At 31.3% G+C, this 22,477-nt stretch carries 22 protein-coding genes and 1 riboswitch; of the genes, 17 read left to right on the forward strand and 5 right to left on the reverse strand.

The annotated features are described in order from the left end of the window. Nucleotides 1-182 precede the first annotated feature (182 nt). Entirely contained in the window at nucleotides 183-1,133 is a 951-nt protein-coding gene (locus tag RYO54_RS19205) for an acyl-CoA dehydratase activase-related protein (RefSeq protein WP_315122286.1), read from the forward strand. Beyond that, nucleotides 1,105-2,193, forward strand: a complete 1,089-nt coding sequence (locus RYO54_RS19210; protein ID WP_315122288.1) for an acyl-CoA dehydratase activase-related protein — start codon at nucleotides 1,105-1,107, stop codon at nucleotides 2,191-2,193. Before RYO54_RS19205 ends, RYO54_RS19210 begins: the two co-directional genes overlap by 29 nt. Nucleotides 2,194-2,257: 64 nt before the next feature. Here the strand turns inward: RYO54_RS19210 and RYO54_RS19215 are convergent, their stop codons facing one another. Beyond that, nucleotides 2,258-4,078, reverse strand: coding sequence for a sulfite exporter TauE/SafE family protein (locus RYO54_RS19215; protein WP_315122290.1), 1,821 nt, complete (start codon nucleotides 4,076-4,078; stop codon nucleotides 2,258-2,260). Nucleotides 4,079-4,289: 211 nt separating this feature from the next. Here RYO54_RS19215 and RYO54_RS19220 point away from each other — a divergent pair, with 211 nt between their 5' ends. The 7 genes from RYO54_RS19220 (at nucleotide 4,290) to glpK (ending at nucleotide 9,867) form a co-directional block, all read left to right on the forward strand. Then, nucleotides 4,290-4,568: a hypothetical protein gene (locus RYO54_RS19220; RefSeq protein ID WP_315122292.1), complete on the forward strand. Its 279-nt coding sequence runs from the start codon at nucleotides 4,290-4,292 to the stop codon at nucleotides 4,566-4,568. A gap of 203 nt (nucleotides 4,569-4,771) precedes the next feature. Next, complete coding sequence (locus tag RYO54_RS19225) at nucleotides 4,772-5,476, forward strand: MIP/aquaporin family protein (RefSeq protein WP_315122294.1); 705 nt, start codon at nucleotides 4,772-4,774, stop codon at nucleotides 5,474-5,476. Nucleotides 5,477-5,506: 30 nt separating this feature from the next. Next, on the forward strand, nucleotides 5,507-6,505 hold the full coding sequence (dhaK, locus tag RYO54_RS19230) for a dihydroxyacetone kinase subunit DhaK (RefSeq protein WP_315122296.1): 999 nt from the start codon (nucleotides 5,507-5,509) through the stop codon (nucleotides 6,503-6,505). Nucleotides 6,506-6,619: 114 nt separating this feature from the next. Next, nucleotides 6,620-7,255 (forward strand): dihydroxyacetone kinase subunit DhaL, encoded by a 636-nt coding sequence (gene dhaL, locus RYO54_RS19235; RefSeq protein WP_315122298.1) that lies wholly within the window; start codon nucleotides 6,620-6,622, stop codon nucleotides 7,253-7,255. Between the two features lie 13 nt (nucleotides 7,256-7,268). Further along, entirely contained in the window at nucleotides 7,269-7,658 is a 390-nt protein-coding gene (dhaM, locus tag RYO54_RS19240; protein ID WP_315122300.1) for a dihydroxyacetone kinase phosphoryl donor subunit DhaM, read from the forward strand. A gap of 12 nt (nucleotides 7,659-7,670) precedes the next feature. Next, the gene (locus RYO54_RS19245; RefSeq protein WP_315122302.1) at nucleotides 7,671-8,234 is read left to right on the forward strand and encodes a glycerol-3-phosphate responsive antiterminator; all 564 of its coding nucleotides are present in this window, start codon (nucleotides 7,671-7,673) and stop codon (nucleotides 8,232-8,234) included. Between the two features lie 142 nt (nucleotides 8,235-8,376). Further along, the gene (gene glpK, locus RYO54_RS19250; protein WP_315122303.1) at nucleotides 8,377-9,867 is read left to right on the forward strand and encodes a glycerol kinase GlpK; all 1,491 of its coding nucleotides are present in this window, start codon (nucleotides 8,377-8,379) and stop codon (nucleotides 9,865-9,867) included. A gap of 122 nt (nucleotides 9,868-9,989) precedes the next feature. Here glpK and RYO54_RS19255 read toward each other — a convergent pair whose 3' ends face one another. Beyond that, on the reverse strand, nucleotides 9,990-10,430 hold the full coding sequence (locus tag RYO54_RS19255) for a SoxR reducing system RseC family protein (protein WP_315122304.1): 441 nt from the start codon (nucleotides 10,428-10,430) through the stop codon (nucleotides 9,990-9,992). A 147-nt stretch (nucleotides 10,431-10,577) separates the two neighbouring features. On the opposite strand from RYO54_RS19255, the gene RYO54_RS19260 reads away from it, so the two are divergent. The 5 genes from RYO54_RS19260 to thiE all read left to right on the forward strand — a co-directional run bounded on the left by RYO54_RS19260 (nucleotide 10,578) and on the right by thiE (nucleotide 14,916). Beyond that, nucleotides 10,578-11,141 carry a DJ-1 family glyoxalase III gene (locus tag RYO54_RS19260; RefSeq protein WP_315122306.1) on the forward strand — a complete coding sequence of 188 codons (564 nt, stop codon included), beginning with the start codon at nucleotides 10,578-10,580 and terminating at the stop codon, nucleotides 11,139-11,141. A gap of 2 nt (nucleotides 11,142-11,143) precedes the next feature. Beyond that, the gene (locus RYO54_RS19265; RefSeq protein ID WP_315122307.1) at nucleotides 11,144-12,373 is read left to right on the forward strand and encodes a pitrilysin family protein; all 1,230 of its coding nucleotides are present in this window, start codon (nucleotides 11,144-11,146) and stop codon (nucleotides 12,371-12,373) included. Between the two features lie 61 nt (nucleotides 12,374-12,434). Then, nucleotides 12,435-12,544: riboswitch (TPP riboswitch) on the forward strand. A gap of 79 nt (nucleotides 12,545-12,623) precedes the next feature. Then, a complete protein-coding gene (thiD, locus tag RYO54_RS19270) occupies nucleotides 12,624-13,466 on the forward strand; it encodes a bifunctional hydroxymethylpyrimidine kinase/phosphomethylpyrimidine kinase (protein ID WP_315122309.1) in 843 nt (280 codons plus the stop codon). Further along, entirely contained in the window at nucleotides 13,467-14,300 is an 834-nt protein-coding gene (gene thiM, locus RYO54_RS19275; RefSeq protein ID WP_315122311.1) for a hydroxyethylthiazole kinase, read from the forward strand. It begins immediately after the preceding gene. Further along, nucleotides 14,290-14,916: a thiamine phosphate synthase gene (gene thiE / locus RYO54_RS19280; RefSeq protein WP_315122313.1), complete on the forward strand. Its 627-nt coding sequence runs from the start codon at nucleotides 14,290-14,292 to the stop codon at nucleotides 14,914-14,916. The genes thiM and thiE overlap by 11 nt, the downstream gene beginning before the upstream one ends. A gap of 687 nt (nucleotides 14,917-15,603) precedes the next feature. On the opposite strand, the gene RYO54_RS19285 is transcribed toward thiE, so the two are convergent. After that, nucleotides 15,604-16,422, reverse strand: coding sequence for a TIM barrel protein (locus RYO54_RS19285; protein WP_315122322.1), 819 nt, complete (start codon nucleotides 16,420-16,422; stop codon nucleotides 15,604-15,606). Between the two features lie 79 nt (nucleotides 16,423-16,501). Then, complete coding sequence (locus RYO54_RS19290) at nucleotides 16,502-17,311, reverse strand: arginine deiminase family protein (RefSeq protein WP_315122315.1); 810 nt, start codon at nucleotides 17,309-17,311, stop codon at nucleotides 16,502-16,504. 133 nt (nucleotides 17,312-17,444) lie between these two features. Here RYO54_RS19290 and recJ point away from each other — a divergent pair, with 133 nt between their 5' ends. Next, nucleotides 17,445-19,217, forward strand: a complete 1,773-nt coding sequence (gene recJ, locus RYO54_RS19295; RefSeq protein ID WP_315122317.1) for a single-stranded-DNA-specific exonuclease RecJ — start codon at nucleotides 17,445-17,447, stop codon at nucleotides 19,215-19,217. Nucleotides 19,218-19,338: 121 nt separating this feature from the next. Next, nucleotides 19,339-21,693 carry an ATP-binding protein gene (locus RYO54_RS19300; RefSeq protein WP_315122319.1) on the forward strand — a complete coding sequence of 785 codons (2,355 nt, stop codon included), beginning with the start codon at nucleotides 19,339-19,341 and terminating at the stop codon, nucleotides 21,691-21,693. Between the two features lie 68 nt (nucleotides 21,694-21,761). Here the strand turns inward: RYO54_RS19300 and RYO54_RS19305 are convergent, their stop codons facing one another. Beyond that, nucleotides 21,762-21,959: an alpha/beta-type small acid-soluble spore protein gene (locus RYO54_RS19305; RefSeq protein WP_315122320.1), complete on the reverse strand. Its 198-nt coding sequence runs from the start codon at nucleotides 21,957-21,959 to the stop codon at nucleotides 21,762-21,764. 248 nt (nucleotides 21,960-22,207) lie between these two features. Here RYO54_RS19305 and RYO54_RS19310 point away from each other — a divergent pair. Beyond that, nucleotides 22,208-22,477, forward strand: a 270-nt coding sequence (locus RYO54_RS19310) for a glycosyltransferase (protein WP_315122321.1), incomplete at its 3' end; no start/stop codon positions are given.

Raw genomic sequence — 22,477 nt, forward strand, 5'->3', positions numbered from 1 at the left:
TCAGCTCAAATAGTTGCAAGAACTACAACAGAAGTATATAAGGCTTAGAAAAAAAAGGCTCTTTGAGCCTTTTTTTATTTAAAGGTTAAGAGGTAAAAATGAAGAGTAAAAGCATTAGCTTTGTATATTACATAAAGCTAATGTTAATAATATAAACAGTTTTGTTTACTTGGAGGTAATTTATGATAAAGAAAGTAGGTATTCCCAGGGCTCTGTTATATTATGAGTATTATCCCTTGTGGGTATGTTTCTTTAAGGAATTAGGAGTAGAGGTAATTATATCAAACCCTACCAATAAAGAAATTTTAGATGAAGGTACTAGGAATGCTGTAGATGAGGCTTGTATTCCTGTTAAATTATTTCACGGACATGTACTTAGTTTAAAAAATAAGGTTGACTACATATTTATTCCCAGATTAAAGAGTATTGAAAATGGAGAATTTATATGTCCTAAGTTTTGTGGTCTTCCAGAAATGATAAAATACTCTCTTAAAGATTTACCACCCATAATTGACACAGAGATAGATTTTTTGAAATCTAAAAGAAGTTTAAAGAGTATAATTTTAGAAATTGGAAAATATTTTTGTAGCGATGAAAAGCAGATTATGAAGGCTTATCATAAAGCATTAATAAACTATGAAAACCACAAAAAACTATTAAAAATACGTGAAAATCTAAAACATAAAAAGAAAAACGTTCTTATATTAGGGCACCCTTATCATTTATACGATACTTATCTTAATATGGGGATTATAGAAAAAATAAAGGATGCAGGGATTAATATACTTACTCCTGAGATGATTGATGAGAGCGATATAAATGAGCAAGCTAATACCTTTGAAGATGAGCTTTATTGGACCTTTGCAAGAAAGCTTGTAGGAAGCACTCTACATGCCTTAAATACAAAAGAGGTGGATGGGATCATATATATATCTACCTTTGCCTGTGGCATAGATTCTGTTGTGGTAGATATTGTCCAAAAGGTTACAAGGGATCAAAGTGATATTCCTTTTATGCTCTTAACATTAGATGAACACAGCGGCGAAGCAGGAGTAGATACAAGAATTGAAGCTTTTGTTGATATGATTAAATGGAGGGATGACTATGAAAATAACCTTTCCGCACATGGGTAATTTATATGCAGGCTTAAAAGGAGTTTTTGAGGATTTAGGAGTAGAAGTGATTTGTCCTCCAAAGTCCAGCAAAACTACATTAGAAATTGGCACTAGAAATTCCCCAGAACAAATATGTGTTCCTTTTAAAATAACCTTAGGTAATTACATAGAAAGTATTGAAATGGGAGCGGATACTTTGTTTATGTGGGGTGGCTGTGATGCTTGTAGAATTGGTTTTTATAACACTTTACATAAACTTATATTAAAAGATTTAGGCTATGATATTGAATTAATTTGTGTAAAGCAACTAAACTCTCCAGAAAGAATAAAAACTTTTTTAGAACAGCTAAAGAAGGTTTCGGGAAATGCTAGCTATTTTAAGTTAATATCCATGTTTAAAAAGGGCGTTGAGCTAATTTATAAAATTGAAACATTAGATGAACTTGCACTTAAAGTAAGGCCTAGAGAAATCGATAAAGGTTCTGTAGACCGTTTATATGATAGATTTGAAAAAGAAATTTATAAAGTAAAGGGCTGTGCTGAAACTTCTAAGCTTATTGAAAACTATATAGATGAGCTAAAGAGCATTCCTATTGATAAGGATAAAGAATGTTTGAGGATAGGAATTGTTGGAGAAATTTATACCGTAGTTGAGCCCTTTATCAATTGTGATATAGTAAAGAAGCTTGGAAATATGGGAGTAGAAGTAGATATGGCTGTAACTACTGGTAGATTCCTAAAAGAACAAATTGATTTTCTGCCTTTTGTAAAATCTAAAAAGAAGGAAATACATAAAGCAGCAGCTCCTTATATTAATCTAGAAATTGGAGGCCATGCAAGACATACGGTAGGAGAGACAATTTTATATAGTGAAAATAATTATGATGGAGTAATTCATCTGCTTCCCTTTACCTGTATGCCAGAAATAGTGGCTCAGAGTATTTTGCCTATAGTGGAAAAAAATCATAACATACCGATACTTAAGCTAGTATTAGATGAAATGACTGGAGAAGCAGGATATCTAACTAGAATTGAAGCCTTTGTAGATTTACTCGATAAAAGAAAAGAGATAGTCTAGGACGAATTATGCTGAAATTTAAAAACTAGGAGTGTAAACCCCTAGTTTTCCTGTGATAAAATATTTATTCTAAATACTTGTCTCGCACATTTTGCATATCTGTGCCATTTAAATCATCAACTACATCAATTATACCTAAGAGGGCATCATCTTTTAGGATAGCATAAGCACCAGCTTCTTTAGGATTAAATTCTATTTCATTTATACCCTTCTTACTGGTAAAGGAAGCAACCGTATTTCCTGTAGTTGCATCAGCAATAATGTACTCTCCTTCAGCATTATCAAAAGCAGATAAATCAAAGGTTAGTTTAGTTTTTGTACTATTGCCTGTAACTACTATTAAAGGTTGAAGCTCATAGCCAGTTCCTCTAAACTTTGCGCTTTGATATTCTTCTAAAACTTCAGCCTTATTTACTAAAGCTTCTGTTGGAATTATGGATAAGTCGTTACCGTAAATGCTTGAACTACTAAAATCTTCAGTATCATCATCTAGAGGAAGTCCACAGTGGCTAGAGCCTGTACTTGGAGATGGTAGGGACGGATCAGGTATTGATGTATTAACATCTTCGAGATTATCAACAACCTTTATTACACCTCTTAGCATTCCCATCCAGCAACTAAAGTTTACATCTGTATCTCCTGGAGTAAATTCTATAATATTTTCACCACTTTTTATTTTCTTTTCAATATTCAATGATTGTGCAACAATAGCATTATTGCAAGAGTTAATTTGCTCACCATTAATTATCCATTTCACGGGAACCCCCTTTTGGACGTAAAAGGAATTGGGAGTATAACCTTTATTACTGGCAGTCATATTTATAATTTGTACCCCGTCTTTTATAGTAGCTTTAGCTACATTTTCAGCAGAGGAGCCACTTGAATTTCCACTTAAAAAACTTTTAGAGCGATTAGTAATTGCAGTTAGAGGATTGATATCTATACCAGCAAGTACAAAGCCCCTATTTCCCATGATTAGACCAAGAACTATGATAAGAACTCCACTAAATTTAAGTATTTTTTTAGTATAACCTTTACTTAAAAGTCCCGATAATGCACCAAAGGTTAACATAAGAGGTACTGTTCCTATAGAAAACACGAACATAGATAGAGCTCCTTTTATAGCGCTACCCGTACCTAAAGCAAAAAGCTGCATAGTTTGAAGAGGACCACAAGGCATAAGTCCATTTAAGATTCCAACTATAAATGGGGAGCCAGACTTATTTTTAGTTTTACATACAGCTTTTGGTAGCTTAAGCTGAAACTTTCTAAATAAACTGAATCCAGCCATATTAAAGCCCATGATAATCATGAATGCACCAGCAAATATTTGCATGATTGCTTTTGTAGTAATTGTAAGTGAAAATACTGAACCGAGGGCACCAATTATTCCACCTAATATAGTATAGGATATAACTCTTCCTAAATTATATAAAATTGCAGGTGTTATAGCTTCAAATTTAGTCTTGCTTTCCTTTGATAAGCTTTGAGATAGCATAATTCCACCACACATACCTACGCAGTGGATTGAAGTAAGAACTCCTACAACAAAGAGGACAAGATAAGAAGCATTGCTAAGCTTTGCTTCCATATCAAAGCCGCTAGTATTCAATCCAAGTAATACTACAGCAGCTACCATTATAAAAATTCCCATGAATTTATAGTCGTTAGAGCTTTGTGTACCGTAGCCTGCGCTATTTATAGCAGCTTTGATTTTAGCTAGGTTACATAAATCGCTATCATATACCACTTCAGCATATTGTTCACTGTAACTAACTTTCACATCTAATATACCATCCAATTTTTTAATGGCTCCTTCAACCCTGGTTTCACAAGATGTACAGGTCATGTCAAACACTTTAATTTTATCCTTTTTAATAATCATAAATTACCCCCTAATATGTAGTAATAATGCAAAAAAAGCTTCACATTAACTGACATAACAACATGAATAAATTATATTAAATAAATATGTTGATATTATGAAGATAAAAAGAAATTACAATTTAAGCTTCTTCATATAATCTTTATATAAATAATATAGAATGAAATTAGAGTTAATTATTTTTAAATTAAAGAATATTGGAGGGGTAGTTGTGAAATGTCATGGAGATAACAAAGAAAATAGAGGAGTTCGCAAACATAGTCCTTTAAAGCATATGTTACACATGATTCTTTGTTGTGGGTTACCTATAGTTATTATAGGATTTTTACCGCTTATAGCAAAATTTAGCCCAGGGGTAGCTGGTGTACTAGGAAGAATAGCACCATTTATATGCCCTTTAATGATGATTTCTATGATACCAATGATACTTGCTGGAAATAAAAAGGGAAGTTGTTGTGATAATAAAGATGAGAGCATTGTAAAATCATAATAATATATGACCTGGTCATAATATAAAAGAAACGTCATTTTCGACGTTTCTTTTAATTTTTTGTTATTTAATATAAATTATATTTATAAAATTTCAATGTGTTACTAGCTACTTAAAGGAATTATATGTAAAAGTTAGAATATAATAGTTATAGGGAAATAACCGGTTATATATCCCTAATCATATTTATAGGGGGATTTATTATGTCAAGTTTTATGGCTGAATTATTAGGTACAATGATACTAATACTATTTGGTGATGGTGTAGTTGCTGGAGTTGTTTTAAACAAAAGTAAATCGCAAAATTCAGGTTGGATAGTTATTACAACTGCGTGGGCTATTGGTGTTGCTATTCCTGCATTTATTTTTGGGGGTATAAGTGGTGCTCATTTAAATCCAGCTTTAACTATTGCGTTAGCTGCTATTGGAAAATTCTCTTGGTCTCAGGTACCAGGTTATATTATCGCTCAATTATTAGGTGCAATGATAGGAGCAACTTTAGTATGGCTTGCTTATTTACCACACTGGTCTGAGACTAATGACAAAGCAGGGAAATTATCTGTATTCTGTACTGGACCAGCTATAAGAAATTTGCCAGCTAACTTCTTAACTGAAGTAATTGCTACATTTATATTAGTTTTTGGTGTATTAGGAATAGGAATACCTAAAGTAGCAGATGGAATATCACCTTTAGTAGTTGGTTTATTAATTTGGGCACTTGGACTAGCTTATGGTGGACCAACTGGATATGCTATGAACCCAGCTAGAGATTTAGGACCTAGAATAATGCATGCTATACTACCTATAGAAGGAAAGGGAGAGTCCGATTGGGATTATTCATGGATACCAGTAATTGCGCCAGTAGTAGGAGCATTATTAGGAGCTATATTATTTAATATTGTATTTTAGTATAATAATAAATTAGGAAGGGGAATAAGGATGAAAAAATTAATAAACAATGTGGAGTATATTGTTGAGGAAATGCTTGATGGTATGGTAGCAGCTTATCCAAATTACGTTAGAAAACTAGAAGAAGGAAATATTTTAGTAAGAAAAAACTCTCCTATAAAAGATAAAGTGGCATTGGTAAGTGGTGGTGGAAGTGGACATGAACCAGCTCACGGTGGATTTGTAGGAGCAGGGATGCTAGATGCAGCTGTAGCAGGAGCTGTATTTACATCACCAACTCCAGATCAGGTATATGAAGGGATTAAAGCTGTAGCAGGAGATAAAGGTGTTTTACTTATAGTAAAAAATTATAGTGGAGATATAATGAATTTTGAAATGGCAAAGGATATGGCTGAAGCAGAGGGAATAGAAGTAGATTATGTAGTAGTGAATGATGATGTAGCTGTGGAAAATAGCACTTATACTACAGGTAGAAGGGGAATTGCGGGCACAATTTTTGTACACAAGATAGCAGGTGCTCTAGCAGAGAAGGGTGTAGAGCTAGGAGAGGTAAAGAGGATTGGTGAAAAGGTAATAGAAAATGTGAGGAGTATGGGCATGGCATTAGCACCTTGTATTGTACCGGCAGCAGGAAAACCTACCTTCACATTAGAAGAAAATGAAATGGAAATAGGTATGGGTATACATGGAGAACCTGGAACTCATAGAGATACACTAAAATCTGCTGATGAGATAGCAGAACATTTGGTTTCTAAAATATTAGATGATATGAAATTACAAAAATGCGATGAAGTAGCAGTCATGGTTAATGGATTAGGATCTACACCGTTAATGGAATTATTTATAGTAAATAATAAAGTAGATAAGATATTAAAGGAAAAGGAAATAAAGATATATAAAACCTTTGTAGGTGAATATATGACTTCATTGGAGATGGCTGGTTGTTCAATAACTCTACTAAAATTAGATGAGGAGCTAAAGGAATTATTAGATGCTCCAGCAGATACTCCAGCTTTTAAAGTGATATAAGTTTAGTTGAGAGTTGAGAGTTAAGAATTAGTGGAAAGTTAGGAGTTAAGAATGAAGAGTTACGGATGAAATCCTTTACTCTTCACTCTTAACTAAAATAAGAGGAGGATTACTATGGCAATAAATGTTGGACAAGTTATACAGATTATAAATAATATTGGCGATGTTATGGAAAAAAATATAGAGTATTTAACAGAATTAGATTCAGCCATAGGAGATGCAGATCACGGAATCAATATGGCAAAGGGATTTAAGGCTGTAAAAGAAAAACTAAGTAAAATTGAAGCAAACAATGTGGGAGATGTGCTAAAAGTAGTTGGACTAACCTTGGTATCAAATGTGGGAGGAGCGGCAGGACCACTATATGGAACTGCTTTTATGAAAGGAGCAGCTGCTGCCAATAAAGAAGAAATAGATATAGAAGACTTTATAAATATATTAAGAAATGCAGCGGAAGGTATTAAGATGAGAGGGAAGAGCAAAAGAGGTGAAAAGACAATCCTTGATTCATTAGAACCTGCATTAGAAGCTTTAATTTATGGAAGAGAAAAAAAGCTAGATAATATGGTTATAATAGAGAACATGAGAGATGAAGCATTAAAAGGAGTGGAGTATACAAAAGGAATAGTTGCAACTAAGGGTAGGGCAAGCTATTTAGGGGAAAGAAGCTTAGGCCATCAGGATCCTGGGGCTACTTCCTGTTATTTAATGTTAAATGAAATTTATAGCTTTTTAGCAAAAGAAAATTAGAGGTGGGTTTATTATGGTAGGTATGGTGTTAATATCACATAGTTTTAAAATAGGAGAGGGACTTAAGGAGTTAGCACTTCAGATGGCTCCAGAAGTAGCTATATCTGTAGCGGCAGGAACAAAGGATGGAAGAATCGGTACTGATATAGATCTTATAATAAAGGCTATAGAAGAAGTATATTCAGAGGATGGTGTAATAATATTATTTGATTTAGGTAGTGCATTAATGAATGCTGAAATGGCATTAGAGTTTTTGGAAGAAGAAAAAAGAGGTAAAATTCAAATAGTTGACACTCCTTTAGTTGAAGGTGCAATCACAGGGGCTGTTGAGATAAGCATAGGGAAAAATATTGGAGAAGTTAAGGAGCAATTAGAGGAAATGAAGCTTGGTAAAAAAGCGTAAAGGAGAATGAGTATGAGCGATATTAAAGAATTACTTATAGAAAATCCTATAATTGCAGCATTAAGAAATGAAGATGATTTAGAAGAGGTCATAAAAAGTAAAGCTTTAATAGTTTTCATTCTCTATGGGAATATAATTAATATATCCTCCATATGCAAAAAATTAGAGGAAAATAAAAAGTTCCCTTTTGTACACTTAGATATGATAGAGGGCTTAAAAGGAGATTTTTCAGGAATTGAATTCATAAAAGAAAATGCTAACCCTAGAGGAATAATAACTACTAAAATAAGCAATATAAAGTATGCAAAGCAATTAGGATTATACAGTATTCAAAGGGTTTTTTTAATAGATTCATTGTTTTTAGAAAAGGGCATAAAAAGCATTCATGAAGCTTCACCTAATGCAGTGGAAGTTATGCCAGGGATTGCTTCAAATATAATTGAAAGTATGGAAAAAGAAATAGATATGCCTATTATAGCAGGGGGACTTATAAAGACTAAAAGAGAGGCGATGGATTCATTGGCAGCTGGCGCTATAGCTATTTCTACAAATTGTAAAAAATTATGGAATTTATAGAGTATCAAGTGAATATTATTTAATAGGGCGGAGAATAAGAGAGCCATATTAATTAAGCCTGAGCGCTTTCTTAACTATGGTTCTCTTTATATTTAGCATAATAAACAAATATAAGCAAATATAAAAAATGGGGGTATTTAGAATGTCAAGATTTATAATGGCGCTAGATCAAGGAACAACTAGTTCAAGATGTATAATATTTAATGAAAAGGGATTGATAGTAAGTGTAGCACAAAAAGAATTTACTCAGATATATCCTAAAGGTGGTTGGGTTGAGCATGATCCAATGGAAATATGGGCTACTCAATTCAGTGTTGCAGCAGAAGCTATGGCTAAATCTAATTTAGAGGCAAAGGATATAGCAGCTATAGGAATAACAAATCAAAGGGAAACCACAGTAGTTTGGGATAAGAGAACTGGAATTCCTGTATACAATGCAATAGTATGGCAGTGTAGAAGAACTGCGCCAATCTGCGATGAATTAAAGGCTAAAGGATTAGAGGAAGATATAAGAAAGAAAACCGGTCTGGTTGTAGACGCATATTTCTCAGGAACAAAAATTAAATGGATATTAGATAATGTACCAGGTGCTAGAGAAGAAGCGGAAAAGGGTAATTTATTATTTGGTAATGTTGACACTTGGCTAATTTGGAATTTAACTAAAGGCAAGACTCACGTAACTGATTATACAAATGCATCAAGAACTATGATTTATAATATACATGATTTAAAATGGGATGAAGAATTATTAGAGGAATTGAACATACCAGCATCAATGTTACCAGAAGTTAAGCCTTCAAGTTGCGTATATGGAGAAACCAATTCAGCATTATTTGGTGAGCCGATTCCAATAGCAGGAGATGCAGGAGATCAGCAGGCAGCCTTATTTGGACAAACTTGTTTCCAAGAAGGAACAGCAAAAAATACCTATGGTACAGGATGTTTCTTACTTATGAATACTGGAGAAAAAGCTGTAGAATCTAAGAATGGACTACTTACAACTATAGCTGTTGGAATAGATGGAAAGGTTGAATATGCTTTAGAAGGAAGTATATTCATAGGTGGAGCGGTTATTCAATGGTTAAGAGATGAATTAAAGATGCTTGAAAGCTCTGCAGATTCAGAAAAATATGCAGCTACTGTTGAAGATACAAATGGAGTATACTTAGTACCAGCTTTCGTTGGTATGGGAGCGCCATATTGGGACGCATATGCAAGAGGAACTATAGTAGGACTTACAAGAGGAGCTAAAAAAGAACACTTAATAAGAGCGGCACTTGAATCAATGGCTTATCAGACATATGACGTATTGGCTGCTATGGAAGAGGATTCAGGAATCGAACTTAAAGCTTTAAAGGTAGACGGAGGTGCTTGTGCTAATAACTTCTTAATGCAGTTCCAGTCAGATGTTTTAGGTGTTCCAGTTGAAAGACCTGAAGTTATTGAAACCACAGCATTAGGCGCTGCATATCTTGCAGGACTGGCAGTAGGATATTGGAAGGATAAAGATGATGTATCTCAAAACTGGGCTATTTCAAGAACCTTTGAATCCGCAATGGATGCAGATAAGAGCAGAGACTTAGTAGAAGGATGGAGAGAAGCGGTTAGAAGATCAATGGGATGGGCTAAATAATTTAGAGTTAATAGTTTAGAATTAAAAGTTAAGAGTAAATGAATAAAAAGGACTGTTTTTAAATTGTGTTTACTAACAGTCCTTTTGCACCTGTATTCTTAATTTTTAACTTTAAATTAATATTAAACTTCCCATCCTGCCTGCTTTAATTCCTCTTGTGAAATAATTCTAACCATTGAAACAGCTTCTTTATGTTCTTTCTTATGTTTATTATTAACAATTCTTAATATTCCATAGGATACTGCTAAAAAACCTAAGCCTGAAAAAGCTGATACCAGTTCATTTTTAGTTAAAAAATAACCTACAGCGATTCCTAAAAGCATCAACATTAAAGGAAGAGCATAAGCAAAAAAGGTAAGTTTAAAAAAAGTATCGTCTCTCATAGTAACTTCTACAACGTCCCCAGGTTTTGCTGAGATTGCGTTGTCCATATCTAAAATTAATGGAGGAGATTCACAGTGGCCAGAACAAGTAGAACAATTATCTCCACATCCAGACATTCTTTTAAACATAACGTTAACTTTATCTTCTTTAATTGACGTAACATATCCAACTTGATTCATCAAATCACTCCTTAATGTTGAGTAGTTTACCATGATATTATACCATATTGATGCAAAATTACAATAATAATTGACATTGTTAAAATATTCTTACATAATTGTTTTAAGTGACTTTTTTATTTCATGAATGAAAGGAGAGGACAAGTTATGAAAAGGGTATTGCTTTTATTGGCTGATGGATTTGAAGAAATAGAGGCTTTGACAGTAGCAGATGTATTAAGAAGAGGTGGAATGATATGTCATCTTTGCTCCATGGATGAAGAAGATATGGTAAGAGGAACACATAATATATATGTAAAATGTGATGTTAAATTTGATTATATAAAAATAGACACTTATGATGGAGTAGTACTTCCGGGGGGAATGCCTGGAGCTTCAAATCTTAAAGATGATTATAGAGTTATTGAATTAATAAAGAAATATGATAGAGAAGGAAAAATAATAGCTGCAATTTGTGCTGCACCAATTATCTTACAAGAGGCAGATATATTAAAAGGAAAGGAAATAACATCTTATCCATCCTTTGAAGGTGAATTTAATGAAAGTATATACTTAACAGAAAAAGTTGTACAATGGGATAACATAATAACTAGCAGAGGTCCCTCAACAGCTATAGACTTCTCTTTCAGAATATTGGAAAATTTTGCAACGACAAAAGAGGTAGACAATTTAAAAGAAGATATGCTTTTGGCAAGCAACAAAAGGGGATAAATATGAAGATTATTACACTGGAAAATGGTATAAAATTAATATATAAGCCTGTAAAAGGAGATATAACATCCTTTTGTATTGGTTTTAATGCTGGAGCTTTAGAAGAAGAAGGATATCCTTTAGGTATAGCTCATGCAGTAGAGCATATGGTGTTTAAAGAAACCAAACATAGAAGTGAAGATGAGATTAATAGGCTCTGTGACAAAATATTTGGTTTTCAAAACGCCATGACGAACTATCCTTATGCGGTATACTATGGAACAAGCCTATCTGAAGATTTTGAAGTTGGATTAGAGTTATTTTCAGATATATTGATAAACCCAAATTTTCCCATAAAGGGATTCAATGAAGAAATAGCTATAATAAAAGAGGAACTGAAAGAATGGAAAGATGATATTTACCAGTTTTGTGAAGATGAATTATTATATAATGCTTTCAATACTAGGAGAATAAAAAATTTAATCATAGGCACTGAAAACAGCCTATCATCAATTACCTTAGAACATGTTAAAAAATTTTACAATGAATTCTATAGACCGGATAATATGGTTATAACTGTTGTTACCTCTTTAGACTGTGATGAAGTTATAGGAGTAGTTTCTAGATTGTTTAAAGATTTTAGAAAAGAAGATATGATTAATATTGAAAAAACAAACCACATAAAATTATACGAAGAAAATAATTCAGGGTTGTTTTCAAAGGTGAAAGAAGATATTAATGGAGCTAAAATTATGTTTACCTATACCCTTCACCACTTAAATGATGAAGAAATTAAAGCTTTAGAAATATTTAATCATTTTTTTGGCGTAGGCACCAGCAGTATTTTGTACAATAACATAAGGACTAAAAATGCTCTTGCCTATGAGGTAGGCAGCTCTATTAAAAATGAGCGAGGAATAAAATTATTTTCAATTCACTTAGGTACTTCCAAAGATAAAGTTGATAAAGCTATAGAGATAATCAATAGCTCCATTGAAGAAATTAAAAATAGCAATGATTTATTTACTAAAGAGGAAATAAGAGATGCCTTTAAAAGTATCAAATTAAAAAGAGAATTAAGACTTGAAAAATCAATTCAACTAGCAAAGGATTTAACCTGTTATCAATTGATGTATGGGTCACATAATAAAATTTTTGAGGAAGTTGAAAATACTAATAATATGGATGGAGATTTTATATATAAAGTAGTTTGTAAAGTGTTTAATAATCCAACGATACAAATATTAACTTAATATCCTTGACCTGGTTAAATTTATATATTAATATTATATTATGCAATAAAATTTAATAAATCCACAGTCGCAGGGGGGCTAGTTTTGCTAGCTGAGAGTAAGAACGAAATTCTTTGACCCTTAAACCTGATCTGGTTAATGCCAGCGTAGGGAGTTGAATTGTATTATGGTGCAATTTAAGGTACAAACTTTACGATGGTTTGTATCTTTTTTTATTTTATAAGTTTATTTTAGAAGAGGTGTAAAAAGGATGAAAAAAGTATTAACAATAGCTGGTTCAGATAGCTCTGGTGGAGCTGGAATCCAAGCTGATTTAAAAACTATGTCAGCTCATGGGGTTTTTGGAATGAGCGTTATAACTGCAATAACGGCGCAAAATACTCAAGGTGTTTTTGCAGTGCAAGATATAGATAAGGATATAATAGGAGCACAGATTGATGCTATTTTTGATGATATTGAAGTAGATGCTTTAAAAATAGGCATGGTATCCCTAATAGATACTATTGAAATAATAAGTGAAAAATTAAAAGAATATAGGCCTAAAAATATAGTGCTAGATCCAGTTATGATATCTAAAAGTGGATATGATCTTTTAAAGCCAGAATCAAAAATGGCATTAGTTACTAAGTTGCTTCCACTAGCTACAGTAGTAACACCTAACTTGCCAGAAGCTGAGGTAATAGTTAAAACCTATAATGAGATATTACCAGAACAGGATAGATTAAACATAGATAAAATAGAAAATAGTGAAGATATGGAAAAGGTCGCTAAATTCATATGTAAAATAGGTCCTAAATATGTATTAATAAAGGGAGGACATCTAGAAGGGGATGCTGTAGATATACTATATGATGGTGAGAAAATTAAATCCTTTGAGGGTAAAAAAATTAATACTAAAAACACTCATGGAACTGGATGTACATTATCTTCATCTATAGCTTCAAATTTAGCTTTAGGATATTCTATGGAGGAAGCAATTAAAAAATCTAAAGAATATATAACTATAGCTATAGAGTACTCGCTAGATATAGGCAAAGGAGTAGGACCAACAAATCATTTTTATACACTTTATAAAAAGGCAGGGTTAGTTTAAATGAATATTTTAAATAAAGTTGGAGAAGCATTAACAGAAGTTAAAAACAAAACACCACTAGTACACCATATCACTAATTATGTAACAGTAAATGATTGTGCTAATATTGTCCTTGCTCTTGGAGGGTCTCCAGTTATGGCAGATGATGAAAAAGAGGTAGAGGATATGGTAGCCATTGCCTCAGCATTGGTGATAAACATTGGAACTTTAAATAGCAGGACCGTAAACTCAATGATATTAGCGGGAAAAAAAGCCAACAAATTGAATATTCCAGTAATTTTAGATCCTGTTGGAGTTGGAGCTACAGCATATAGAACAGAAATTGCTAAAAAGCTTATTGAAGAAATAGAATTTTCAGTAATAAGAGGAAATATTTCTGAAATCAAAAATATAGCCGGTATAAGAGCTAATACAAAAGGTGTAGATGCAGAAGAGGTAACAGAAGAAAAAGCTTTAATTATTAAAGAAAAAAAGAAACTAGGAGAAACTCTATCAAAAGAATTAGGTGCAGTAATAGCTATAACAGGAGAAATTGACTCTATCAGTTTCCAAAACCAAACTTACTTTGTAGCTAATGGACACAAGACTTTATCAAAGGTTACTGGTACTGGTTGTATGTGTACTTCACTTATAGGATGTTTTTGTGGTGCCAATAAGGACTATTTCTTAGGAACATTAGGAGGAATATTATCTATGGGCATAGCAGGAGAAATAGCCCATGAAAGCACTAAGAATTTAGGAACTAGTTCCTTTAGGGTAGCTTTAATAGATAACATAAGTAAATTAGATAGCAAAATTATTATAGAAAGGAGCAAGATTAATTATGAAGGATAGGATAGATTATACAATGTATCTAGTAACAGATAGAGATATGTTACTAGATATAAGCTTAGAAAAGGCAGTAGAGGAGGGTATTTTAGGTGGCGCTACATTAGTACAGCTTAGGGAGAAAGATATAAGTACTAGGGAATTTTATGAAATAACATCAAAGGTAAAAAAAATAACAGACCAATATAACGTACCATTAATAATAAATGACAGATTAGACATAGCTTTGGCAGTAGATGCTTCCGGAGTCCATGTTGGACAAAGTGACATGGAAGCTTCAATTGTAAGAAAAATAATTGGAGAAGAAAAAATTCTTGGGGTATCTGCTAGAACCTTAGAAGAAGCAAAAAAAGCAGAAAGAGATGGAGCAGATTACTTAGGAGTAGGAGCTATGTTTGGAACAAATACAAAAAAAGATGCTAAAAATGTATCCTTTGAAGAATTAGATAAAATAAGAGGGGAAGTATCTATACCTATAGTAGCTATCGGTGGAATTAATGAAAATAATGTAGCTGAGCTTAAAGGCAAAGGAATAGATGGAATAGCTGTAATATCAGCCGTTTTACATAGAAAAGATATAAAGGAAGCTTCTGAAAATTTAATACAGTTGTTTACAAGTTAATAGTACAGGTTTTGATTTAAAAAAATTGCAACACAAAACTGACTATATCAAATTGATTTCCTAATTATAATTTTCTACAAAGATAATTTAGTTTACCAAACAGAGAGCTAAGTATGTAGTGAAGCCGCTCCGAAAAAAGTCGCTATTTCACTACACACTTAGCTCTTTTATGTTTTCAAAATATATTCTCAAAGCTAAATTATAGCAAATTATTTCATATCGTAATTTTTCGTAAATATAATCGGTCATCACAAATAAGGAACTGAGATACATAGTGACGTCGCTTCGAAAAAAGGCGCTCCTCCCACTATATACCTCAGTTCCTTTATATTTTACAAATGTATTTTCAAATATTGATTATTATGCATATTGTGAATACTTCTTTTATAAGACTTTAAAAATGCTATGTAATGTGATATATGCATTTGAGCAAAATCTAGAAATTCTTAATTTATTTTAGAAGAATACCGTTAAGATGCTGTACATGTTTGACCAAAGGGAGTTTGTCAGCATTAGGAATTTTTATAAAATAAATTTTAGAAGTTCTTATTGTAACGAGACAGCATAAGAAGCATTATATAGCATTTTTTATTTGTTAAAACTATAATGATTTTTTAGCTTTTTTGTGTTTTGTAGTTATATTTTACAAACACCTAGTTAAGCACCTTAAGAAAAGGTGGTAATTTCCTACAAAGACAAGTAATATTCCTTAAGTAAAAGAGCATCCTTTTCTAATATTGGACTTTCACAAACAATACAGCCTTTTATATCGAAGGATTTAAAAGCTTCCATACAAGCAGTGTAGTTAAAATCACTTTCTAATAAGGGGAGGTGATTTTTTTCGCCTTTTTCACCGTAATTAATACCTGAAATATGTATATGCATATCCTCTAAGGCTTCGTATCCCAATTCATCTTTAATATATTGTAGTATTTTTGCAAAATCATCATAATCTTTTAAAGCACCGTTATATCTAGCATGAAGATGAGAAAAATCTATACAAGGCTTACAGGTTTCAACTTCTTTGCATAAAGCAACTATTTCTTCAAGGGAACCGAATTGGGTACCCTTTCCTGTGGTTTCTAATCTATAATCTACTCCCATGTGTGGAAGTTTTAAAAGATTTTCCTTTATTTTGTTAAAAGTATCTTCCTTTGAGCTTTGTAAGTAAAAGCCAGGATGAAATACGAGACTTTTTCCTTCAACTTTTTTTAATGCCTCAGCCCCTTTAACTATTCTCTCTAAGGATTTTTCTATTTTTTCTTCTTCTACTGCATTTAAATTAATAAAATAAGAACCGTGGGCTGAAAGATAAAAATCATTATTTAATTTGCTTTTAAGTACTTCTTCTTTGTTTTTATCTGTGATATTTACAGAGCGTACAAAGGGTAATTCCATAGAATCCAAACCCGTATTCTTTAAATATTCTATTCCACTTTTATATGTAAATTTTGATGAACTCTCTCCTATAGGAAGACCTGATATTCCAAAAAGTAATTTATCCAAAGTAACACAACCTTTCATAACAGTATTTTAGATAATTTTAACCTTTAAAAGAATATCAGTCAAATTTTAAATAGACAAACTATTCTCTTAAAATAGGTAGAGTACTGCATGTAAAACTACCGCCTGCTTTGATTATTTCACTATAATCGGAGTATATGGCATTATATCCCTCTCTATTTAATAGATCTTTTATACTTTTGTTACTAGTAACTATAGTTTTATTTCCTAAGCATACAAAGTTTGAAGCGAGTTGGTCGGCGTCTCTATCTTCTATGCTTATTATTTTTTTGAAATAAGGTTGTAGTTTATCTACATCATGAACGTAACTTGATAAAATGCAATTATCTCTATCTATAGAATTAAAGACGCAGTCAAGATGTAACTTTTTATTATCAAAGTTTATTGGTATAACTTTTACATCAATATTATGTTTATCCAAAACTTCTTGCACTTCATGACAAGCTTCTAGAGTACTTCTTCTACTCATGCCTACAAACATAACTTCATCATGAAGTACTACATCTCCACCTTCTATATTGTTTTTCATTTGGTAAGTTTTTAAGTTATATTTTTTTGCAAAATCTATTAAAAGTTTTGGCTCATGTACTCTTTCAGGACTCTTCATTTTAGATATAAATAATAAATCTTTTACCACGAAACCTATATCCCTTGCAAATACTTGAGAGGGACTACCGATGATATCAAGAAATTGAACCTTTACTCCATTATTTATTAATGTATTTACAAAATTATTGTATTGTGAATACATAAGAGGATAATTTATTTTACCTTTGTAAGGATTACCAGGGTCAATAATTTCAAAGTTACATGGGTAAACCATGAGATAATGGATTAATTTATCGTATTGATTATTTAAATAAGCTTTCATAATATCGCCTCCCATAGTTATACTTTGATGCAAACAATAATTTTATTCATAACGTATTAATGCTAATTTTTTATACTATAACGTATTTCAAATTCATTGGAAAATGTTATATAATAGGTGAGAGGTGATTAACTTGAAGAGTAGATGGATGTTGAAGTGTAACAGTATAGATATAGATGAGCTTTATGAAATTACAAATATAGATAAAATAGTTTTAACTATATTAATAAACAGAGGAATAAAAACACCCTATGATATAGATAGATTTATTAATGCTTCATTAAAGGAATTATATGATCCATTTTTAATGAAAGACATGGACAAAGGTGTAGATATAATAAAAAGAGGAATAGAAAAAGGGAAAAAAATAGCTGTATATGGAGATTATGATGCAGATGGAGTAACATCTACAGTAATCCTTTATAGTGCATTAAAGAGATGTGGTGCAGATATTACTTATCATATACCTCACAGAGAGAGTGAAGGCTATGGTATGAATACAGAAAGAATAAAAAAATTAAAAGAAGATGGGGTAGAAATAATAATAAGTTGTGATAATGGAATATCAGCCATAGAACAAGTTAAACTAGCAGTGGAATTAGGGATGGAAGTGGTGATTACTGACCACCATGAACTGAGTTTTGTAGAAGATAATGAAGGGAAAAGGGAGTATATATTGCCTGAGGCTCATGCGGTTATAAACCCTAAAAGGGAAGATTGTACATATCCTTTTAAACTTTTATGTGGAGCAGGAATAGCGTTTAAATTTGCCCAAGCACTATACTCAACTATGAACATAGACGATAAAGAAGTATATCCATTTTTGCAGTTTGCTGCAATAGGTACTATATGTGACGTAGTAGATTTAATTGATGAAAACAGAATAATTGTAAAAAATGGACTACCTATTATAAAAAATACAAATAACTTAGGACTTAAGTCTTTGATTAAAGTTACTGGGTTAGAAGGAAAAGATTTAACTTCATACCATATAGGATTTATAATAGGGCCTTGCATAAATGCCACAGGAAGATTAGAAACTGCTGAATTATCAGTGGAACTACTTTTGACAGAGGATGAATATAAAGCAGAGGATTTAGGGAAAAAATTACATCAGCTAAATACGGAAAGACAAGATATAACAGCGGAAAGTGTGAAAAGCATAGAAGGAATTATAGAGTCGGGGGACTATAAAAATAAAAAAGTACTCGTACTATACGAAGAGAATGTTCATGAAAGTATTGCAGGGATAGTGGCAGGAAGAATTAAGGAAAAGCACAATATGCCTACAATTATATTAACTAAAGGTAAAGATGGGGTAAAGGGCTCAGGTAGATCCATTGAAGGATACAATATGTTTGAAGAACTTTTAAAATGCAAAGAATTATTAGATAGATTCGGAGGGCATCCAATGGCAGCAGGACTTACATTGCAAAAAGAAAAGATAGAAGAACTAAACACAATATTAAACGAAAATTGTAATCTTGCTCCAGAGGATTTTATACCTAAAATATCAATAGATAAAAGGCTGCTTTTAAAGAATATATCTATTCCTATGGTGGAAAAACTACAGATTTTAGAGCCTTTTGGGAAAGGTAATAGCTCTCCAATATTTGCGGAAAAAAGTGTTTTAATAGATAAGATACTTATATTAGGTAAGGATAGAAATACTATTAAATTTTGTCTTAGGATTGATGGAAGTTTTAATAAAATAGATGGGTTATGCTTTGGCAGGGGGCAAGAATTTGAAGAGGAACTGAAAAGAAGATATGGAAATAGCCATTTGGGAATAATGAACAATCCTTCAGGATTAAAAATGGATTTCATATTTTATCCATATATAAATGAATATAATGGATATATCACTCCTCAGCTTAGAATAATTGATTATAGATTTAGCAATTAATTTCTTGCAACTATTTGTATATTTACCAAATATTTAATAAAGGTCTTGTATAAGTAATATGTAATAAATATAATATATATTATATTATGATATTTGTGTCAATTAGTCTGGGGGATTTATAATGTATACATTTTTGAATAAAGTACCATTTGGTGCAATGGTATTGGAATATAACAACCTAATAATAAAATACATGAACGATAAAATGAGAAAAATATTTAAGAATTCGCAGGAATGTTTAGAGGGGAATTATGCTAAAAAAATACTAACGGAAGAAATTGTAGACAAAATTAACTGTTGTAAAAACAATGGGAAAGAAAAATATTTAAGAGGTTACAAGCTATCCTGTGGAAAGAAATTAGATATAAATATTTCAATTGTAGATGACACGGTTCAAGTTTTTGCCAATGAAGTTTATGATGAAAGATATTTAGATTATGAAAATATAATTGAGTCATTTCCATGTTTCACATTTTTATATGATTTACAGGGAAATATAAATTATATGAATAAAGAGGGGATAAGAACCCTTACATCACACAATAAAAATGATATAAAAAACATATTTGATCTATTAAAAGCATTTAAGTTATATGATAATAATGGAAAAAAAGTCTCTTTTGATGACTATCCCGTGAATAGAACTATCACAGAAAAGAAAAATATAATTGGAGAAGTTTTGACTGTACAACAGGATTATGGAAAAGAGTATATTCTTTCTTCTAGTTTTTTAATATATAAAAATAATGAAGCAATAGGCGGTATTTGCATTATTGTAAATATAACGGATTATTATAAAAATGTAATAAAAAACAAAGAAGAGATTGAAAAATATGTAGCTCTTTCAATGGAATTTAAAACAAAATGTGATATCATAGAAATTTTAAGAGAGAGAGAAAAGCAACACTTAATGCATTTAAAGGATGTAATAAATAACATATCAGAAGGTATTTTTGTTGTAGATAGTAACTTTAGAATTAATTTATGCAATAAATCTGCTTGCAATATTTTAGAGCTAAAGCAAATTGAATTACTTGATTATCAGAACATTATAAAAAAATATACTATTTCCTGTAATAATTCTACTGTAGATGTGTATAATTACTTTCACAGTTTCTATGAAGAAAAATTGCCCATAAAAAATTTGATATTGAATCTAGAAGATAAAAAGTCAAATAAAATTAAATATATTGAAATCAACACTAATCCAATTTTAAAAGGGGATGGAGAATTACTCTATACCGTTATATCAATAAAAGATGTAACTGATGAGAGGGTAAGTAAATTACTTGCTGAAAATCAGTCGAAATTTATTGAAAAGGTATTAAGCAATTTAAATTTACCTGTAATAGTTGTAGATTATCCAGAGTTAAGGGTAAGCCTTATAAATAACTTAGGTGTTGAATTTGCAAAGGAAGCATTAGAGTTAGACTGTAATGAGGAAGATATAATTGGAAAAGGAATTAATGAAATTTCTCCTAAATCTATAGAAAATGAACTGATAAATGGAATTTTCTGTTCAGGCAATTATGATAAGGAAGTTATTATATCTCCTTATCATGTAAAAAAACCACTAGGGGAAGAAAAATATTATAAATTCAAAATAACTCCTTTTATGTATAAGGACAACCATAAAAGAATTTATATACATATAATTGACATTACTGAGGAAATAACTATAAATAAAGAGTTAGAGAAGGTAAATAAGTTAAAAGATGAATTCTTTACAATTATATCCCATGAACTTAGAACCCCTTTAACAATTATTTATTCTGCATTACAACTCGCCTATGATATATATAAAGACGAATTTACATACAACGTTGATAGAACCTTAGATAGAATTAGACAAAATTGTAGTAGGCTATTGAAACTAACCAATAATGTTATGGATATTTCATCTGCTGAGGCAGGATTGATGAAGATTAATAATGAAAATTTTGATATAGTAATGGAAAGTGAGTTTGTAGTGAATTCCGTAGATTACTACGCTAGAAAAAAAGGAATAAATATAATTTTTGATACAAATAAAGAAGAGCATGATGTAATAATGGATAAGGAAAAATATATAAGAATATTATTGAATCTCTTATCTAACGCTATCAAATATACACCAGAAAATAAAAATATATATGTAGATTTGGTATTAACGCAAGATAAATCTAGAGTTTGTATTAAAGATGAAGGAGTGGGAATAGCAGAAAGTCAAATAAATAATATATTTGATAGATATCTGCAACTAGACAATGGATTGACTAGGAGCGCGGAGGGATTGGGATTAGGGCTAACGGTTGTAAAGAAATTTGTTGAAAAAATGGATGGAAATATAGTAGTTAATAGTAAGAAGAATGAAGGTTCGGAGTTTATACTGGAGTTTGATAGATATTCCAGTATACAAAGTAGTGAAAAACAGCTTGTAACCATTCACGAAAGCTTTGATGATTTATTGACTATAGAAATGTCAGATATATATTAATAGATTTAGGCATATAGGTTTTTACCTATATGCCTAAAAAGATATTTCATAATATATTTGCTACTAAACTATTTTATTAAATTTTTCTGATAAGCTTCTACCATTGTTTTAACCATCTGTCCACCAACAGATCCATTTTGTCTGGAAGTAAGATCTCCATTATAGCCTTCTGTTAAGTTAACACCAACTTCTCTTGCAGCTTCCATTTTAAATCTGTTAAGTCCTTCTCTAGCTTCTGGAACTAAAACTCTATTTCTACTTGCCATGGTTCATACCTCCTTTTTTAATTGTGTACTATTATATTAACCTTTTTTATCTAAAATATATTAGCATATTACAGGGTCGGATAGTAGATTATACATAACATAGTAGATTGAACATAATAATGAAAACTATGTTAAATATATAAAAACATATAACATTGGACAGGTATATTGGAATAATATAAAATATAGTTATTAATATTTAGTGAAGAATGAAGAATGAAGAGTGAAGAATAAGGGTGGTAGATAAATTGAGTAAGAAGAAAATTATTCTAACTGGTGGTGGAACAGCAGGACATGTAACTCCAAACGTAGCTTTAATACCTAAATTAAAAGAGTTAGGTTACGAGATTCAATATATAGGAACACAACAAGGGATTGAGAAGAATATAATTTTAGGTGAAAAAATAAAATACCATACTATATCTAGTGGAAAATTGAGAAGGTATTTTGATCTTAAAAATTTTACAGATCCATTTAGAGTTTTAAAGGGTGTGTGGCAAGCAAAGGATATCATAAAA

Source organism: uncultured Clostridium sp. (genome assembly GCF_963515715.1).
GTDB lineage: Bacteria > Bacillota > Clostridia > Clostridiales > Clostridiaceae > Clostridium_AW.

Bases quoted from the DNA above. Each gene is read 5' to 3' on its own strand.
- dhaM (WP_315122300.1), top strand. From the start codon at position 7,269: ATGGTAGGTATGGTGTTAATATCACATAGTTTTAAAATAGGAGAGGGA.
- dhaL (WP_315122298.1), top strand. From the start codon at position 6,620: ATGGCAATAAATGTTGGACAAGTTATACAGATTATAAATAATATTGGC.
- RYO54_RS19260 (WP_315122306.1), top strand. From the start codon at position 10,578: ATGAAAAGGGTATTGCTTTTATTGGCTGATGGATTTGAAGAAATAGAG.
- RYO54_RS19215 (WP_315122290.1), bottom strand. From the start codon at position 4,078: ATGATTATTAAAAAGGATAAAATTAAAGTGTTTGACATGACCTGTACA.
- dhaK (WP_315122296.1), top strand. From the start codon at position 5,507: ATGAAAAAATTAATAAACAATGTGGAGTATATTGTTGAGGAAATGCTT.
- RYO54_RS19210 (WP_315122288.1), top strand. From the start codon at position 1,105: ATGAAAATAACCTTTCCGCACATGGGTAATTTATATGCAGGCTTAAAA.
- RYO54_RS19290 (WP_315122315.1), bottom strand. From the start codon at position 17,311: ATGAAAGCTTATTTAAATAATCAATACGATAAATTAATCCATTATCTC.
- RYO54_RS19305 (WP_315122320.1), bottom strand. From the start codon at position 21,959: ATGGCAAGTAGAAATAGAGTTTTAGTTCCAGAAGCTAGAGAAGGACTT.
- RYO54_RS19205 (WP_315122286.1), top strand. From the start codon at position 183: ATGATAAAGAAAGTAGGTATTCCCAGGGCTCTGTTATATTATGAGTAT.
- RYO54_RS19225 (WP_315122294.1), top strand. From the start codon at position 4,772: ATGTCAAGTTTTATGGCTGAATTATTAGGTACAATGATACTAATACTA.
- glpK (WP_315122303.1), top strand. From the start codon at position 8,377: ATGTCAAGATTTATAATGGCGCTAGATCAAGGAACAACTAGTTCAAGA.
- thiM (WP_315122311.1), top strand. From the start codon at position 13,467: ATGAATATTTTAAATAAAGTTGGAGAAGCATTAACAGAAGTTAAAAAC.
- RYO54_RS19245 (WP_315122302.1), top strand. From the start codon at position 7,671: ATGAGCGATATTAAAGAATTACTTATAGAAAATCCTATAATTGCAGCA.
- thiD (WP_315122309.1), top strand. From the start codon at position 12,624: ATGAAAAAAGTATTAACAATAGCTGGTTCAGATAGCTCTGGTGGAGCT.
- RYO54_RS19300 (WP_315122319.1), top strand. From the start codon at position 19,339: ATGTATACATTTTTGAATAAAGTACCATTTGGTGCAATGGTATTGGAA.
- RYO54_RS19265 (WP_315122307.1), top strand. From the start codon at position 11,144: ATGAAGATTATTACACTGGAAAATGGTATAAAATTAATATATAAGCCT.
- RYO54_RS19255 (WP_315122304.1), bottom strand. From the start codon at position 10,430: ATGAATCAAGTTGGATATGTTACGTCAATTAAAGAAGATAAAGTTAAC.
- thiE (WP_315122313.1), top strand. From the start codon at position 14,290: ATGAAGGATAGGATAGATTATACAATGTATCTAGTAACAGATAGAGAT.